13 protein-coding genes and 1 pseudogene are annotated in these 15,144 nt (G+C 71.5%); 11 read left to right on the top strand and 3 right to left on the bottom strand.

The genetic code is table 11. The features are described from left to right. Window positions 1–53: 53 nt before the first annotated feature. From P1P70_RS00160 to P1P70_RS00150, 3 genes are all read left to right on the top strand, one after another. Window positions 54–524, top strand: a complete 471-nt coding sequence (locus P1P70_RS00160; protein WP_319233468.1) for an SHOCT domain-containing protein — start codon at window positions 54–56, stop codon at window positions 522–524. A gap of 112 nt (window positions 525–636) precedes the next feature. Then, on the top strand, window positions 637–1,050 hold the full coding sequence (locus P1P70_RS00155) for a hypothetical protein (RefSeq protein ID WP_239751372.1): 414 nt from the start codon (window positions 637–639) through the stop codon (window positions 1,048–1,050). Window positions 1,051–1,309: 259 nt separating this feature from the next. Next, the gene (locus P1P70_RS00150) at window positions 1,310–2,623 is read left to right on the top strand and encodes an LCP family protein (RefSeq protein WP_319233569.1); all 1,314 of its coding nucleotides are present in this window, start codon (window positions 1,310–1,312) and stop codon (window positions 2,621–2,623) included. 87 nt (window positions 2,624–2,710) lie between these two features. Here the strand turns inward: P1P70_RS00150 and P1P70_RS00145 are convergent, their stop codons facing one another. Further along, complete coding sequence (locus tag P1P70_RS00145; protein ID WP_319233464.1) at window positions 2,711–3,574, bottom strand: DUF4394 domain-containing protein; 864 nt, start codon at window positions 3,572–3,574, stop codon at window positions 2,711–2,713. A gap of 359 nt (window positions 3,575–3,933) precedes the next feature. Here P1P70_RS00145 and P1P70_RS00140 point away from each other — a divergent pair, with 359 nt between their 5' ends. The 3 genes from P1P70_RS00140 to P1P70_RS00130 all read left to right on the top strand — a co-directional run bounded on the left by P1P70_RS00140 (window position 3,934) and on the right by P1P70_RS00130 (window position 7,495). Continuing rightward, window positions 3,934–5,178 carry a helix-turn-helix domain-containing protein gene (locus P1P70_RS00140; protein WP_319233462.1) on the top strand — a complete coding sequence of 415 codons (1,245 nt, stop codon included), beginning with the start codon at window positions 3,934–3,936 and terminating at the stop codon, window positions 5,176–5,178. A 101-nt stretch (window positions 5,179–5,279) separates the two neighbouring features. Then, window positions 5,280–5,897, top strand: coding sequence for a phosphoribosylanthranilate isomerase (locus P1P70_RS00135; RefSeq protein ID WP_319233460.1), 618 nt, complete (start codon window positions 5,280–5,282; stop codon window positions 5,895–5,897). A 161-nt stretch (window positions 5,898–6,058) separates the two neighbouring features. Beyond that, a complete protein-coding gene (locus tag P1P70_RS00130) occupies window positions 6,059–7,495 on the top strand; it encodes a cytochrome P450 (protein WP_319233458.1) in 1,437 nt (478 codons plus the stop codon). Window positions 7,496–7,615: 120 nt separating this feature from the next. On the opposite strand, the gene P1P70_RS00125 is transcribed toward P1P70_RS00130, so the two are convergent. Then, window positions 7,616–8,521, bottom strand: a complete 906-nt coding sequence (locus P1P70_RS00125) for an amidohydrolase family protein (RefSeq protein WP_319233457.1) — start codon at window positions 8,519–8,521, stop codon at window positions 7,616–7,618. Window positions 8,522–8,728: 207 nt separating this feature from the next. On the opposite strand from P1P70_RS00125, the pseudogene P1P70_RS00120 reads away from it, so the two are divergent. The 5 genes and pseudogenes from P1P70_RS00120 (at window position 8,729) to P1P70_RS00100 (ending at window position 13,186) form a co-directional block, all read left to right on the top strand. Further along, window positions 8,729–9,930: pseudogene (locus tag P1P70_RS00120) on the top strand (ATP-binding cassette domain-containing protein). Next, window positions 9,927–10,592 carry an ABC transporter permease gene (locus P1P70_RS00115; protein WP_033532706.1) on the top strand — a complete coding sequence of 222 codons (666 nt, stop codon included), beginning with the start codon at window positions 9,927–9,929 and terminating at the stop codon, window positions 10,590–10,592. The pseudogene P1P70_RS00120 and the gene P1P70_RS00115 overlap by 4 nt, the downstream one beginning before the upstream one ends. Continuing rightward, window positions 10,589–11,278, top strand: a complete 690-nt coding sequence (locus P1P70_RS00110; protein WP_319233451.1) for an ABC transporter permease — start codon at window positions 10,589–10,591, stop codon at window positions 11,276–11,278. Before P1P70_RS00115 ends, P1P70_RS00110 begins: the two co-directional genes overlap by 4 nt. 28 nt (window positions 11,279–11,306) lie before the next feature. Next, a complete protein-coding gene (locus tag P1P70_RS00105) occupies window positions 11,307–12,230 on the top strand; it encodes an ABC transporter substrate-binding protein (RefSeq protein ID WP_319233567.1) in 924 nt (307 codons plus the stop codon). Window positions 12,231–12,343: 113 nt separating this feature from the next. Next, window positions 12,344–13,186 (top strand): MurR/RpiR family transcriptional regulator, encoded by an 843-nt coding sequence (locus tag P1P70_RS00100; RefSeq protein WP_319233565.1) that lies wholly within the window; start codon window positions 12,344–12,346, stop codon window positions 13,184–13,186. A 71-nt stretch (window positions 13,187–13,257) separates the two neighbouring features. Here P1P70_RS00100 and P1P70_RS00095 read toward each other — a convergent pair whose 3' ends face one another. Next, the gene (locus P1P70_RS00095; protein ID WP_319233449.1) at window positions 13,258–15,054 is read right to left on the bottom strand and encodes a protein kinase domain-containing protein; all 1,797 of its coding nucleotides are present in this window, start codon (window positions 15,052–15,054) and stop codon (window positions 13,258–13,260) included. Between the last annotated feature and the right edge of the window lie 90 nt (window positions 15,055–15,144).

Below are 15,144 nucleotides of genomic sequence, written 5' to 3'. Positions count from 1 at the left end.
CGCCGAGGACGGCAGGACACCTGCCGGGCGAACGCCCGGGACGGAGGAGAGACATGAGTGGTCCGACGTACCTCGCGTACGACTACCCGCTGCTGAGCGTCTTCTGGTCCATGCTCCTGCTGTTCCTGTGGATCATGTGGTTCGTGCTGCTCTTCCGGGTCGTCGTCGACATCTTCCGCGACGACGACATGAGCGGCTGGGCCAAGGCGGGCTGGCTGGTCTTCACGATCCTGCTGCCGTTCCTGGGCGTGTTCGTCTATGTGATCGCCCGGGGCAAGAACATGGGCCGCCGCGAGGTGGCACAGGCGCGTGCGCAGCAGACGGCCTTCGACGACTACATCCGGCAGACGGCCAAGGGCGGCGACGGACGGTCCAGCAGCGTCGACGAGCTCGCCAGGCTGTCCGAGATCCGCTCGCGCGGCGACATCACGGACGAGGAGTTCCGTCGCGCGAAGGAACTGGTCCTGAGCGGTCACGGAGCCTCGGCGGGCACGGGCGTCGGCCCGACCGCCGCCGGACGCTGAGGCCGGATCCGACGCCCGTCGCGGACGACCTCCGTCCCGGACGACCCCCGTCGCGGACGACCTCCATCCCGGACGACCCCCGTCCCGGACGACACCGAATCGAGGCAACGGTATGACCGCCACACACACCGGACGCATGCACTCGACCAAGCGGTCACGGCCCTTCGCCGAGGGGCTGACGGCCTTCGCCGCCGTCATGCTCATGATCGCGGGCGTCCTCGACATCTGCCGGGGCGTCATGGCCATCGCCGAGGACGACGTCTTCGTCTCCACCCGGGACTACGTCTTCCAGTTCGATCTCACCGGCTGGGGCTGGGTCCACCTCGCCCTCGGCGCCGTGGCCGTGCTGGTCAGCCTGGGACTCTTCCAGGAGTCCCTGTGGGCCCGCGTCGCCGGCGTCGCCATCGCGGGCCTGATCATCGTCGCCAACTTCCTGTCCCTGCCGTACTACCCCGTCTGGTCCATCGTGATGATCGCCTTCTCGGCCTTCATCATCTGGGCGCTGTGCGTGGTCAGGCGGGACTGACTCCGGGGCGGCGCTCCACTGCGCGCCGAGCCTCTGAACGTTCGGGGGCGCCGGGCGTGGTGAGACGCCTGCGGCGCCGATCCGTATATCTACCTGCATGTAGAGTCCTGCGGGTTCGGTGATCACGACCGCCGGGCGTACAGGGGGCAGTCGACCGGCCGGGCACGGCCGAGGTGGGGGAGGGCCGGTGAGTGGTACGGGTAGGCGGCGCGCGGGTGCCGGAGGCGGCGGGACGCGGCTGACACGGCGGGGCCGTACGGTGAGCTGGCTCGCCGGCGGCGCGGCCCTGGTCGTCCTCGGAGTCGGCGGCGTCGGGGCCTGGGTCTACAAGGACCTGGACAACAACATCACGGGCGCCGACGTCGACAGCAAGCTCGGCGGGGACCGCCCGGTCAATCTGAGCCCGGGTTCGAAGAACATCATGGTGGTCGGCTCGGACAGCCGCGACGGGGCCAACGCGAAGTACGGCAAGGACCTGACCACCATGCAGTCCGACACGCTCATGGTGCTGCACCTCCCCGCGAACCGGGAGTGGGCCACCGTCGTGTCGTTCCCGCGTGACTCCTGGGTCGAGATAGCGGCGTGCGAGAAGGGCGACGGCAGCACGTCGGGCCCGCACCTGGCGAAGATCAACGAGGCGTTCGCGATCGGGGGTTCGGGCGGCGAGGTCGCCGGCGCGGCCGCCTGCTCGATCAGGACGGTCGAGGCCAACACCGGTCTGCGCATCGACAACTTCATGTCCGTCGACTTCCAGGGCTTCAAGGGGATGGTCGACGCCCTGGACGGCATCGAGGTCTGCCCCGAGCAGGCCATCAAGGACGACAACGCCCTCCTCGACATGGAGGCCGGCTGCCAGACCGTCGACGGCGAGACGGCACTCGGCTACGTGCGGACCCGCTACGCCGTCGGCGACGGCTCCGACATCGGACGCATCGGCCGGCAGCAGGAGTTCATGGAGACCCTGGCGGCCAAGGCCAAGTCCCGCCTGACCAGCCCCACTTCGCTCTACGGCTTCCTGAAGTCCGCCACCAAGTCGCTGACCACGGACGAGGATCTCGACGGTATCGATCCGCTCTACGACCTCGCTTCCCAACTCAAGGGCATCCCCAGCGAGCGGCTGACCTTCCTGACCGTCCCCAACTATCCCCGTGAGGCCGACGTCCCGGCCGACCGGGCCAACATAGTCTGGCAGTACCCGCAGGCCGCCGACCTGTTCACCTCCCTGGCCAACGACAAGGAGGTCGACAAGAAGAAGCTCCAGGCGCAGGCCAAGAACGAGCTGATCTACGCCTCCGACGTGCGTGTCCAGGTCCTCAACGGCACCGGTGTCTCCGGGCGGGCCGCCGCCGTCGCCGAGGAGCTGCGCGAGGCGGGGTTCACCGTCGTCGGTACGGGCAACGCGCCCGGGAACACCGACACCACCACGGTCGCCCATCCGGCCGACCTCACCAAGCAGGCGAGGGTCCTCGCCTCACGGCTGCCCGACATCAAGGCCACGCGGTCCGCCGACGCGGCGGCGGGAGTGGTGACGCTGGTGGTGGGATCGGATCTCGACCTGGAGAAACTGCGGTGACATTGCCGCGGTGACAGGGCTGCGGTGACGCGCGGACTCGCCGCGGTCCGGTGGTGGCCGGGCCGCGGCGAGGGCGTGGTACGGGGCTCAGCTGCCGGTGAGGGAGACGGCCACGTCCGTGATGTTCAGGGGGAACTTGGACTTGGCGGCGTCGTTCACGAGCGTGGCCTGCCCGGTGAAGACGTTGAGGGTGTAGAGGGACGGCGTGCTCGCGCCAGAGGCGGTGAGGGAGGCGAAGGCGGTGTTGTCCACCGTCTTGCCGCCGCTCAGCGTGCTGTAGATGTCCATCCCGGCATTGATCTGGGCGTCCAGGCCGAGGTTGCCGGTCGGGGAGAGTGTGCCGTTGTTGGCCGGCGCCTGGATGACGACCTGGTCGCTGGTCGTGTTGATGTCGAACAGCGTGGTCGCCGTGGACCCGTCGAGGTCGTTGTTGGTGTAGGCGGCGGCGGAGACGCCCTTGGTCGTGCCCTCGATCGGCGGGGTGGTGAGGTTCAGGTCCTGGATGGTCGTGTTGTCATTGAGGTTGTGGCGGAGGTTCTGCCCGTTGTCGCTGATGACGCGCAGCCGGTCGGCCGCCGGGTTGAAGTCGACGCCGAAGTTCGTGCCGTGCAGCGCGTACTGGAGCTGGGACACCTTGGTGACCACGACGTCCTGGCTGCCCGTCGGGATCTTGATCGTGTAGATGCCGCCCTTGTTGCCCACGCCGTACAGCGTGCCGTTCTGCACCCGGAAGTCGATGCCGATCAGGGCCGTGTCGCCGCTGAGGCCGGTGACCGCCCTGACCCAGTTGAGCACGTCCGCCCGGTCGGTCCAGAACGCGGCCATCAGGGTGCCGTCACCTGTGATCCCGTAGGCGCGCAGGCTGGGGGCGGCGGCGGGGGCGGCGGAACCGGTGCCCGGCGCCCCGAGCATGAGCGCGGTCGAGGTGGCCATGACCGCCATCGCCGCCATGATTCTCTTTCGTGTTCCTGCTTTCATCGGAGTTTCCCTCCCGTTTGGGCGTGCGCCCGTGTCCGGCGTTCGGTCGAGGAATTTCCGTACTCCTGCCCGTACTGATGGCCGGAACCGTTCCGGAGTGGAGCCGGAATGATTGCGGCGTTCTTCCCCCACGGGTGGGTACGCGGCTCTCATTAAGGCCGCTTTACGACTCCTACACAAGCGGAAGCGGTGACGGGAACGACCCGATCCGGGAATTTTGCGCACGGTGACAAAACCCGGTCGGCCCCCTTGCCGCCGTTTTATGCGGAGTGATGAACGCCGTCCGGATCTCGACTGTCGGCCCGTTCGGCCGGAATGACATGCTCGCGTCCATGGGGACCCTCTTCGCCGAACTGGCCCGTCAGGCGCCGACCAACGCCCGCCGGGAGGTAGAGACGTACACCCGCGAGATCGCGGAGTTCGGGTTCCTGGACAAGGACCCGCGGGCGCGGTCACAGACGCTGGACCACGCGGTCTGGCTCCGGCACCGCACCGTCGAACTGTCCCCGCACAACAGCGAGTTGAGCGACAGCGATCTTGAGTACATCGCATCGATGGGGGAGCTGCGGGCCGGTGCGGGCATGTCGCTCGACGCACGGCAGCAGGTGCTGCGGGTGCACACCGCGCTGATGCTGCGCGAGATCAACGAGGCGACCGAGGCCCAGCGCGGCGCCGGTGTGGACGAACTCATGCGGATGATGACCTGGTTCGCCCCACAGGGCGAGCGCGGCATCGGCGCCTACCGCCAGGGATTCGTCCGTGTACTGCGCCGTCGAATGCCGTACGTCGAACAGGTCGCCCTGCTGTCCCGGGCATTGCTGAACGGGGATCCGATAGCGGCGGAACTCGCCGACGCCGTCGACATGGAACTCCCGGACCGGTATGCGGTGACGGTCTTCCGGCTGCCGGACCCTCCCTCTGTCGACCGCGTCCTGGAAAACGAGATCGAAACCCTGGTGAAGAGTCACCGGACCCCGATCGTATGGGGTTCACGGGGCGGCGACGGGAGCGGTGAGCTGATCGCCCTCGTCCCCGTCTATTCCGGTGCCGCACGGGCGGAGAACGCGCCGCCGCACGCCGGCTGCGACCTCCTGCCCGAGCTCACCCCGGAGCACGTGGCGGACCTCGTGCGGGACGTGGCCCAGGCCCTCGGTCGGCCCTGTGCCGTCGGCACCTCCACCGCGCCGCTGCCCGAGCTGTCCGACGCGCTCGACCGGGCCCGGCGGATCAGCGACACCGCCCCGCTGCGGGACGCCTCCGCGCGGCAGCGGCCGCACACCCTGGCGGACCTCTTCGTCGAACTCGCCGTCGCCGACGTGCCGTTCGTCGACACCTGGCTGCGCGCACTGTCCGACCGGCTGGCAGCGGGCCCGGACCTGCTGGTCACGCTCGACACGTACTACCGGCACGACATGCACCGCGGCGCCACGGCGACCGCCCTCAACGTCCACACCCGCACTCTCGACTACCGCCTCCGCCGGGTGCGGGAGCTCACCGGCATGGACCCGGGCTCGACCCGGGGCGTGCGCGCGCTCAGCGCGGCCGTCGCCCGGCGCCAGTCGGGAGCGTGGCGCTGACCACGCGGAGTGCCGGGCCGTGCGGCAGCCTTCCTCGCGTCGGCGGCCCGGACCTGACGGTCGCCGTCCCCGTTCCGGCGCCGATACGGCAGGCTGGGCCCGTGAGCAACAGCGACCCCCTCTTCATCAAGATCTGCGGTCTGAAGACCGAGCAGGACGTCGACACCGCCGTCGAGGCCGGCGCCGACGCCGTCGGCTTCGTCTTCTCGGCCAGCCCGCGCCGTATCGACGCGGCCACCGCCGCACGGTTGAGCCGCCGGATCCCGGAGCACGTCCTGACGGTGGGCGTCTTCCGGCAGGAGCCCCTGGACGACGTGCGCTCCCTGGCCGCCGAGTCCGGCATCCGGGCGATCCAGCTGCACGGTCCCGACGACCGCGCCTACTACGACGAGCTGGCGGCTGACGACCGGACGCTGATCCGGGCGGCCGCGTTCGGGGACGCCGTACCGCGCTGCGGCGAGTACGGGGAGGACATGCTTCTCCTCGACGCCCCCGTCCCGGGCTCGGGCATCGCCTGGGACTGGGCGAGCAAGCCGCTGGCGGCCTCCGGGGAGAAATGGCTCCTCGCCGGCGGCCTCACCCCGGAGAACGTGCGCGACGCCGTCGCCGCCACCGACCCCTGGGGCGTAGACGTCTCGAGCGGCGTGGAGCAGCGCCGGGGTGTCAAGGACCCCGCTCTGATCAGAGAGTTCATCAGGGCGGCCCGATCGGGGAGGTGACGGGCGGCGCCCGGACCGCCACATTCACGGCTGTGCGTCACGGGGCCGGAGCTGTGAGTGTGCTGCCCGCCGTTCCCCCGGAAGTGACCCTGGGGTAGGGTCCCCACGGTCCCGGCTACCGGCTGAAGGTGGGCCGGTACGGGGAGTGTCGGAGGGGCGGCATGGTGAGGGAAACCCACTCGGGTGAGGGCGTGTCCGTGGAGCTGGACGGTGTGGGGTTGGAGGAGATGTCTCCCGAGCCGCTGCTGACCCGGGACTACGAGACGCGTCCGTCGTTGGTGTACGAGCGGCTGAGGCAGCGGCACGGCGCGGTGGCGCCGGTGGATCTGCTGGGCGTGCCCGCCTGGCTGGTGCTGGGCTACCGCGAGGCGCTCCAGGTGCTCCAGGACGACGCCGGCTGGCCCAAGGGCCTGGAGAACTGGCGGGCCAGGACCGAGGGCCGGGTCCCCGCCGACTGGCCGCTCGGTCCCTCCCTGGAGGTCAACCACGTACTCATCCAGGGCGGCCCCGGCTACCGGACCCTGCGGACCGCGTGGGACCAGGCGCTCAAGCCGTTCCAGGACCCGCGCAACCCCCAGGCCAAGCGGCTGAAGGCGGCCGTCACCGCCTACGCCGACGAGCTGATCACCCTGATGGGCCAGGCGGGCGGCACGGGGCTGGCGGACCTGTCCGCCCAGTTCTCCCGGCCCCTGCCGCTGATGGTGGCCAGCCATCTGCTGGGCTTCCCCGGCTCCCAGGGCGACGACGCCCTGATGGACATGTGGCGGGTACTGGACGCGGGTCCCGACGCGGGGCCCGCCCTGGACCGGCTGCTGGGCGCGCTGGCGGAACTCGCCGAGTCGAAGCTGAAGACGCCGGGGGAGGACTTCCCGTCCTATCTGCTGGCCGCCCACCCGGACCTCTCGCTCGACGAGCTGGCCCGCGAACTCTTCATGCTGCTCGGCATGACCTCCGACCACGTCGGCATCCTCGTCTCCAACACGGTCGTCGAGGTCCTCTCCGGCGAGGACAGCGTGCGGGCCAGCCTCTCCGCCGGCATGGTCCGGGAGGCCATGAACCGGGTCGTCATGCGCAAGCCGCCGCTGGTGAACTTCGTGCCGAGGTTCGCAGCCGAGGACACGAAACTCGGCGAGTACACGATCCGCGCGGGTGACCCGGTCTGGGTCTCCTCCGCCGCAGCGCACGCCGACCCGCTCTTCGCCGCCCACGTGGCCCCCAGCACCACGGTGAGCACCCGTGCGCACCTGTCCTGGGGTGCCGGCCCGCGGCAGTGCCCGGCCCGCGAGCTGGCCTCGACGGTCGCGGCCGTCGGGGTGGGCCGGCTGTTCGAGCGGTTCGCCCACCTGGACCTGGCCCTCCCCGTCGACCAACTGCCCTGGCGTTCCTCGCCCTTCATGCGGGGCCTGCGCTCGCTGCCCGTACGGTACGAACTCGCGCCGACGGCCGAACGACCGCCGACGGAGGCGGGGGACCCCGGTGCGCGGGACGCCGGCGAGGGGGGCCCGGGCACGACGGCGGCGGTGACGCCGGACGTGTCCGCCCGCCAACGCTCCTCCCTGTGGCGCTACCTCACGGGACTGATCCGCCCCGGCCGGTGACCGACGCCCCGCACGTACCGGGCCGGGTCGGCCGGGCGGGCCGGCCGGGCCGCTCGCCGGCCTCGGCCGTGCCGTTCGGGTCCTGGATCTCCGCGTTCCGAGCCGGTCCGCTCGCCGGTCTCAGCTGTCCGTGCCCGTGAGCAGGCGTCGCGGGTTGGCGATGCGGAACGCGTACGCGGCCGGCCCGCCCAGGCCGAAGCCGGGCTGTTGCGGGGGCTCGGCGTAGGGGCGGTCGGAGCCTTGGACGACGGCGTCGACGCCCAGGGCACGGACCACCGCTTCGACGGCGGTCGGCCCGTAGGAGGACGTCTCCACGAAGACGCCCGGGTCCACCCCGGTGTCACGGCCGTCGCCGCGGGCGGCGAAACGCTCGCCGTGGAGCGGGGCGAGCCCGGCCAGCAGGGCGAAGCAGACCCGCAACCGGGGGTGGCGGGGGCGGCCGAAGGCACGGAAGGCGAACCACGCGGAGTGCATCTGCTGGACGTAGGGCACCATCGCGGGCCACCAGGCAGGCCCCTCGGTGCCGCCGGGGGCGGGACCCGGATGGACGAACAGGGGGAGGTCGCGCTCTTCGAGGAGATCGAGGAGCGGGGCACAACGGGTGTAACCGGCCGCGTCGGCCAGGGCGTTCGCCGGGAGCTGGAGGCCGACGAAGCCCCGGTCGAGGACCTCGACGGTGGCCTTCGCGTCGATGTCCCGTACACAGGCGGCGGCCCAGGCGCCGAACGGTTCGGGGAGCGCGGCGGAGCCCTCGTGGTACGCGTCGAGCAGGGGGCGTGCCTCGGCCGCGGGCAGCCACTCCACGCCGATCGGGGAGGAGAGCGAGACGAGGGCCCGGCCCAGGCCGTCGCTGTCGGCCAGTTCGGCACGGCGGACGATGTCATGGTCGGCGGCCGGGAGCTCGTAGGGCGGCTCGCCGTCGAGGAACAGGGTCCAGCCGTCCAGGTACGGCGGTTCGCGGCGTGACCTGAGGGCCGCCACCAGCGAGGGGGTCCACAGATGCTGGTGCACGTCGCAGTTGGTCATGACGCTCCTCCCACCCCCGAACGGTACCTCCCCGGCGCTGCCGTCGTGGTCCTGCACATAAGGGCGCAGGGTTAGGGAAGGCGGGGAAATCGGTCACCCCTGGTGCGGCTCGGTGTGAACGTAACGTGCCGTTCACGTAATTCCATTGACTGTCATTCAGGCACCGACAACTCTGCATGACCATATGCAGTCGGGTAAGGGGCAGTCTTGATCAGATTCGACGCGGTGAGCAAAAAGTATCCCAACGGCACGACAGCGGTGGACGACCTGTCCCTGGAGCTGGCCGAGGGCGGCATCACGGTCCTGGTCGGTCCTTCCGGCTGCGGCAAGACCACCACCCTGCGCATGATCAACCGCATGGTGGAACCGACCGCCGGCACCGTGAGCCTGCGCGGGCGGGACATCCGGGAGGTCAACGCGCCCGAGCTGCGCCGGGGCATCGGCTATGTGATCCAGCACGCGGGACTCTTCCCGCACCGCACCATCCTCGACAACATAGCCACGGTCCCGCTGCTGCTGGGCTGGGGCCGCAAGAAGGCCCGCGCCCGGGCCGCGGAGCTGCTCGAACTCGTGGGCCTGCCCGCCGAGATGGCCAAGCGCTACCCCAACCAGCTCTCCGGCGGACAGCAGCAGCGCGTCGGGGTGGCCAGGGCGCTGGGCGCGCCGACCCACCGGTGCTGCTGATGGACGAGCCGTTCAGCGCGGTCGACCCGATCGTGCGGGCGGAGTTGCAGGCCGAGTTCGTCCGGCTGCAGAAAAAGCTTCACAAGACGATCGTGTTCGTCACCCACGACATCGACGAGGCGATCAGGCTCGGCGACAACATCGCGGTGTTCCGCACCGGCGGCAGACTCGCCCAGTTCGACACCCCCGAGCGGCTGCTCGGCAGCCCCGCCGACGACTTCGTGGCCGACTTCGTGGGCCAGGACCGGGGAATCCGGCGGCTCTCCTTCGTCGACGCGGCCCGACTGCCGCTGCGCGACGGTCCGGTGCTGCCGTCCGAAGCCCCCGTCGCCGAGGCCCGGGCGGCGGACGCGCCCTGGGTGCTCGTCGTCGACGAAGCGCGACGACCGCTCGGCTGGGCCGCCACCGCCGACCTCCCGACGGCCGGCACCCTCGCCGACGCCCCGCTGACCCCGCTCGGTCACACGTTCAGCCTGGCCGGGGACTCCGCACGGGCCGCCCTCGACTCGGCCCTCCTCTCACCCGCCCGCCTCGCCGTCGCCGTCGACGCGGAGGGCGCGGTCGCGGGAGTCGTGGACGCACACGAACTCTCGACCGCTGCGAACGCGGTGACCACAGCGACCACGGCGTCCGGCGTGACCACGGCGACCGAGGCCTCGGCGTCGAAGGCCCCGGCCGTGGACGGGACCGCCGCCGTCGACACCCCGGGCGGTGGTGACCGATGACCGGTGACGAACCGCTCGTCCGGTGGCAGTGGATCGCCGATCACACCGGCGAGCTCGCCGAGTACACCGGCATCCACCTCAGACTCGGCCTGCTGCCCGTGCTGTTCGGGCTGATCGTCTCCGTGCCGCTCGGCATCCTGTGCCACCGCTGGCGCTGGCTCTACCCGCCGGTGCTGACCGTGTCCAACATCCTGTACTCGATCCCGTCGCTCGCCCTGTTCATGATCTTCGTCCGGTACACGGGTCTGACCGAACAGACCGTGATGATCCCGCTGACGCTCTACACCCTGTCCGTGCTGGTCCCCAACGTCGTCGACGGACTCGCCTCCGTCCCCGAGCCCGTCCGGCTCGCGGCGACCGCGATGGGCTTCGGCGCCGTACGCAGGGTCGTCCAGGTCGAGCTGCCGATCGCCGTCCCCGTCGTCATCGCCGGCGTACGGGTCGCCGCGGTCTCTTCCATCAGCCTCGTCGCGGTGGGGCAGCTGATCGGGCAGGGCGGCCTCGGCTACTACATCACCCGCGGTCTCCAACTCGACTTCCCCACCCCGATCGTCACCGCGATCGTCCTGATCATGCTGCTCGCGCTCGCCACCGACGCGTTGCTGGTGCTGGCGCAGCGCCTGCTCACCCCGTGGTCCCGGAACAAGGTGACGTCGGCATGAACGACTTCCTGAACCAGATGGAGCTCGTGGGGGACTGGCTGACCTCCTCCGCGCAGTGGCACGGCGACGACGGCATACCCCGGCGGCTCGTGGAACATCTCACCTACAGCGGACTGTCGTTGCTGTTCGCCGCCCTCATCGGTCTGACGTTCGGACTGCTCGTCGGGCACACCGGCCGGGGCGCCTTCGCCGTGGCCAGCGTGGCGAACCTCGCCCGCGCGATCCCCACCTTCGGCCTGGTCGTCCTCGTCGTCACGCTCGCCGGGCTCAGCACCGCGCCCGTCCTGGTCGCCCTCGTCGCGCTCGCGGTACCGCCGATCCTGATCAACACCTTCGAGGGCGTACGGGGCGTGGACCCCGCCGCCCGGGACGCCGCGCGCGGCGTCGGCATGACCGAGTGGGAGGTCCTCACCCGGGTCGAGGTGCCGATGGCGCTGCCCCTGATCCTCCTGGGCCTACGGGTCGCCGCGATCCAGGTCGTGGCCACCGCGACCGTCGCCGCGTACCCCGGTCTGGGCGGTCTGGGCCGCTACATAGTCGACGGACTCTCCCGCAACGACTACGAGTTGGTCATCGGCGGCTCCACGGTCGTCGTCGTCCTCGCACTCGTCGTCCAGATCGTGTTCACCGCGTTGCGACGCGTCGTCGTCTCGCCGGGCCTCAGGGCCTCGGCGTCGAAGTCCTGAACCAGAAAGGGAACATCCCATGCGAGGCATGTACCGAGGCGCCGCGTTCGGCCTCATCACCGCGCTCACGCTGACCGCCTGCGGCGGGGGCGGCGACAGCGACGACAACCCGCTGACCGACGGCGGCGGCAGCGGCGGCGGCAAGTCGATCGTCGTCGGCTCGGCGAACTTCCCCGAGAACCAGCTGCTCGCCGAGATCTACGCGCAGGCCCTGGAGAGCAAGGGTCTGAAGGTGACCCGCAAGTTCGACATCGGGGCCCGCGAGGTCTACTACGACCAGGTCGTCAAGGGCGGCATAGGCGTCTTCCCCGAGTACAACGGCGCCCTGCTGTCCGTGGCGGTCGACAAGAACAGCACGGCGACCAGCACCGAGGACATCAACGCCGAACTGAAGGAGAAGCTCCCGTCGTCCGTGGAGATCCTCGACTCCGCCGCCGCCGAGGACAAGGACTCGGTGACCGTCACCGCCGAGACCGCCGCCAAGTACAAGCTCAAGACCCTCGCCGACCTCAAGCCCGTCGCGGGCGACCTGACGCTCGGCGCCGGATCGGAGTTCAAGACCCGCACGCAGGGCGGCGTCGGCCTGGAGAAGGTGTACGGCGTCAAGTTCGGCAAGTTCCAGCCGCTCGACGCGGGTGCCCAGACCACCCTGGTGAAGCTGCTCAAGGACGACAAGGTGCAGGCCGCCAACCTGTACACCACCGACCCCGCCATCGTCGCGGACAAGCTGGTGGTCCTGGAGGACCCGAAGAACCTCTTCTCCTCGCAGAACGTCACCCCGCTCGTCTACAAGGCCGCCGTGGACGACAAGGCGAAGGAGGCGCTGAACGCCGTCTCCGCCAAGCTCACCACCGAGGACCTGCTGGAGATGATGAAGAAGCTCGTCAACGACAAGGAGGACGCCGACTCCGTCGCCGAGGACTGGCTGAGTTCGGCCGGCCTCGTGAAGTGAGCCGAGCCGACGGGATCGGCCGCTCCACCACCGTCCGCCCCGCCCCGCCCGGTACCGCGCCACTCCGCCGGGCGGGGGAGGGGACCGAGCACGCCGACCGGCTGGAGGACCGGATGACGGACGCCGTCGGCGCGGCCGCGCGGCTGCAGCGGCTCTTCGAGGGCCGTCGGCTCACCCCGACACAGCGTCGCATCGCGACCTGCCTGGTCCGGCGGGCCGCGGACGCGTCCTACCTGTCCAGCGTGGAATTGGCCCGGGTGGCCGGGGTCAGCCAGCCGTCGGTGACCCGCTTCGCGGTCGCCCTCGGCTTCGACGGCTATCCCGCCCTGCGCCACCACCTGCGGGCGGTCGCACCCACCGGGCACGGCGTCGACGGGCGGCCGGCCAACCCCTACCAGCGTGCCGTACAGGCCGAGATCGACAACCTGCGGCACCTGGCGTCCCTGCTCACGGACCCCGGACCCGTCGAACGCGCCGGCCGTCTGCTCGCCGCCTCCCGGCCCCTCCCGGTGCTCGGCCTACGCGCCTCCGCGGCCCAGGCGCGCGGCTTCGCCTACTTCGCGGCGAAGGTCCACCCCGACGTACGCCTCCTCGACGAGGGCGGCTCCCTGCTCGCCGACCGTGTCGACGCCGTCCGCCGGGCCGGGGCGAGCGCGCTGCTGTGCTTCGCGCTGCCCCGCCACCCGCGCGAACTCCTCGACGCGCTCGCCGGGGCCCGGTCCTCCGGCCTGACGATCGTGACCGTCGCCGACGGCACCTTCGCGCCGGTGGCCGCCCACAGCGACCTACTGCTCCCCGCCGCCGTGGGCACCGGGCTGGTCTTCGACACCGCCGGCGCCCCGCAACTACTGGGCCAGGTCCTCCTGGAGACGATGTGCGACGCGCTGCCGGACGCCCAGGCCCACCTGGAGGACTTCGACGCCCGGGCCGCCGCGCGCGGCCTGTTCGCCGACTGACGCACCCGGCCGCGCCGACTGACGCACCCGGCCGAACCGACAGCCGGGCACGGCCGCCCGAGGGGCGCGGCTCACTCGGTGGAGCGCAACGCCTTCCAGACGCGCGGCCGTACGACACCGTCGGCGACCAACAGCCCCCTGTCCTCCTGGAAGCTCTGTACCGCCGCCTCCGTGTCGGCGTCGAACTCGCCGTCGACGTCGAGGCTGTAGCCGCGCTTGCTCAGCATGCACTGTGCCTGGAGGACGCGGTCGCCACTGTCCCCGACGCGGGTTCGCCCGTTGCCGTAGTAGTACGTGCAGTCCGTCAGCCAGGCCGGGGTGGAGGGCTCGGTGGGCGTGTCGGTGGGCTCCTGGACCGGCTCGTCGGGGGCGCTGCTCCCGGGGTCGGGCGCGGAAGGGCCGGTGTGCGGGTCGTCGTCCGTGCCCGTGCCCGTCCCAGCGCCGGAGTCGGAGGCGGTCGCGTCGGGGTCCTCGGGGCCGCCGTCGGCCGAGGCCCGCTCGTCCTTGCCGGACACCTCCGCGTCGCTCGACCCGCCGTCCGGGGCGGCGTCCGCACCGTCCTGCTTCGAGGCCGAGGACACCGGGGCGTCGTCGTCGGGGAGGGCGTCGGCGGACCGCGTCGCACCCCGCTGCGGCGAGGCCGTGGTGGTGGCGGGGCTCAGCAGGGTGAGGACGACGACACCGGCGGTCGCCGTGCAGACGGCCACACCGGCGGCCCCGACCAGCACCCGCTTGCGGCGGAGCCGGGAGCGGGGCGGTGCCGGAGGTAACGGCTGCGCCGAGGCACCGCCGGGGCCGCTCGGCGCGGGGGCGGCGGCGGGAGCCTGTTCTTCCCGTCCGGGGCCGGGCTGTTCGAGGGGGAGGCGGCGCAGGGTCTCGTAGGCCCGCTGTCGGGTGAGGACCCTGCCGGCCAGTGGTTCGGGCCACGAGGTGTTCTCGCCCCCGCCCGTCCCGTCCCGCGGGGGCTGCGCCCCGCTGCCCGCGGGGGCCATCTCCTCGATCAGTTGTTCCGGTGTCGGCCGCTGGTCGGGCTCCTTGGCCAGACAGGCGGCGAGCAGGGCGGCGAGCGGGGCGTCGGCCGCCGCGATCTCGGCGAGCACCTCCGGGTTGGGCTCCTCGAACGCCACCCGGTGCATGACGTCGACGCCGGTGCCGTCACCGAACGGCGCGCTGCCGGTCGCCGCGAAGACCAGCGCGCAGGCCAGCGAGAACACGTCCGAGGCCGTGTCGCAGGCGCCCGTGCGCAGATACTCCGGCGACATGTAGGCCGGGGTTCCGACCCGGTTGCCCGTGCCGGTGATCGCGCTCGCGTCGGCGGCCTTGGCGATACCGAAGTCGATGACGTGCGCGCCCCACGCGGACAGCAGGACGTTGGACGGCTTCAGGTCCCGGTGCACGATCCCGGCGGCGGAGAGGTCGGCGAGCGCCCGCCCCAGCTCCGCCACCAGCCGTCGGACGGCGACGACGGGCAGCGGCCCGTCCTCGTGGACGGCCGCCGCCAGGTCGAGCCCCGGCAGGAACTCGGTGGCCATCCACAGCAGTTCGTCCCGGAAGCCCGTCCCGGCCAGTCGCGGCATGCGCGGCGTGCGCACGCGGCCGTGGACCGCCGCCTCCCGCTCGAACCGGCGGCGGAACCGCTCGTCCTCCGCGTACTCGGGCCGGATCACCTTCACCGCGACGAGGTCGGGGCCGCCGTCGGCGGGGCGCGCCAGATAGACGCGCCCCATCCCGCCGCTGCCGAGCAGCCCCAGCGACACGTACGGACCGATCCGTTCCGGGTCGCCGGGACGCAGCGGCAGCGCCCCCGCCTGCCGTAGCGCCGGAGCCCTGTCCGCTGAACCCGGTGGCCCCGGCCGCTGGTCTGACACAACACCCCCGAAATGATTTTTGGCGTACGTCAGTTCGCCCCCTGAAGGCTGAGGCTAGCTCAGCGAGGGCTCGCGGTCCGGGTTTCGGTC

Origin of the sequence: Streptomyces sp. MB09-02B, from assembly GCF_033794485.1 — a bacterium.
Taxonomy (GTDB): Bacteria; Actinomycetota; Actinomycetes; order Streptomycetales; family Streptomycetaceae; genus Streptomyces.
This window is presented reverse-complemented; position numbering and strand designations above follow the sequence as displayed.

Bases quoted from the DNA above. Each gene is read 5' to 3' on its own strand.
- P1P70_RS00100 (WP_319233565.1), top strand. From the start codon at position 12,344: ATGACGGACGCCGTCGGCGCGGCCGCGCGGCTGCAGCGGCTCTTCGAG.
- P1P70_RS00145 (WP_319233464.1), bottom strand. From the start codon at position 3,574: ATGGCGGCGATGGCGGTCATGGCCACCTCGACCGCGCTCATGCTCGGG.
- P1P70_RS00105 (WP_319233567.1), top strand. From the start codon at position 11,307: ATGTACCGAGGCGCCGCGTTCGGCCTCATCACCGCGCTCACGCTGACC.
- P1P70_RS00125 (WP_319233457.1), bottom strand. From the start codon at position 8,521: ATGACCAACTGCGACGTGCACCAGCATCTGTGGACCCCCTCGCTGGTG.
- P1P70_RS00110 (WP_319233451.1), top strand. From the start codon at position 10,589: ATGAACGACTTCCTGAACCAGATGGAGCTCGTGGGGGACTGGCTGACC.
- P1P70_RS00115 (WP_033532706.1), top strand. From the start codon at position 9,927: ATGACCGGTGACGAACCGCTCGTCCGGTGGCAGTGGATCGCCGATCAC.
- P1P70_RS00160 (WP_319233468.1), top strand. From the start codon at position 54: ATGAGTGGTCCGACGTACCTCGCGTACGACTACCCGCTGCTGAGCGTC.
- P1P70_RS00155 (WP_239751372.1), top strand. From the start codon at position 637: ATGACCGCCACACACACCGGACGCATGCACTCGACCAAGCGGTCACGG.
- P1P70_RS00130 (WP_319233458.1), top strand. From the start codon at position 6,059: ATGGTGAGGGAAACCCACTCGGGTGAGGGCGTGTCCGTGGAGCTGGAC.
- P1P70_RS00140 (WP_319233462.1), top strand. From the start codon at position 3,934: ATGGGGACCCTCTTCGCCGAACTGGCCCGTCAGGCGCCGACCAACGCC.